Source organism: Vibrio sp. 1978 (assembly GCF_033344345.1).
In genome coordinates this window covers 1-740 of sequence record NZ_JAWPOP010000403.1, presented here as the reverse complement: position 1 = coordinate 740, position 740 = coordinate 1, and the positions used below count along the sequence as shown (strand labels likewise).

The following is a 740-nucleotide window of genomic DNA, read 5'->3' as shown; positions in this document are numbered from 1 at the left end:
ATACCATGCGCCATACGAACAAACGCTTCTAAACGTTTTTCGATGTCCGGCATGATGATCAGCTCGTTGACGATTGGGTTTGGCGGCTCAGCGGCAATGATTGAAGGCTCTGTCAAGCCAAGGTAGCGTTGCTCAGTGTAACGTTGTTTAGCGTGACCGATTGCCGCTCCTTTCATCGGGCCTTCCATCGCACCTGGTCCACAACCCGTACAGATATTAAGTTCACGTAAGCCAAGCTCGTTACCCACTTCGCGCGTGTATTGGTATTCAACGCCATTGATTGAATGGCCGCCCCAACAGACGACGAGATTTGGTTCAATACCGGGAGTGAGCGCGCCTGCGTTACGCAAAATACCAAACACAAGGTTGGTAATATGCGTTGGGTTAGTGAGATTTAGGCGCTGGCTGTCAGCCAAGTGCATGTTCACATAAACGATGTCACGCAGTACAGAGAATAAGTGTTCTTGAATGCCTTTTATGATCTCTCCATCGACGAACGCATGCTCTGGTGGGTCGGTCAGCTCTAGCTTAATGCCACGCTCGCGGCGCACTACATTCACATCAAACGATTGGTGTTTATCGAGAAGCTCTTTGGAGTTATCTGTGTGGCTACCAGAGTTCAATACCGCTAACGTACAGTTACGATAAAGCTGGTAAAGATCACTCGAAGCGGTTTTCTTTAAGCGTTCAACTTCCAGTTGGGATAGCAAGTCCATGCTACCGGCGGGGCGTATATGGGT

The 740-nt window shown here is 49.3% G+C and carries 1 protein-coding gene; it reads right to left on the bottom strand.

Features of this window, described 5'->3' with window-relative positions:
* Nucleotides 1–740 (bottom strand): pyrimidine/purine nucleosidase domain-containing protein (locus tag R8N49_RS26875; RefSeq protein WP_318190422.1); only part of this gene is annotated, 740 nt, incomplete at both ends.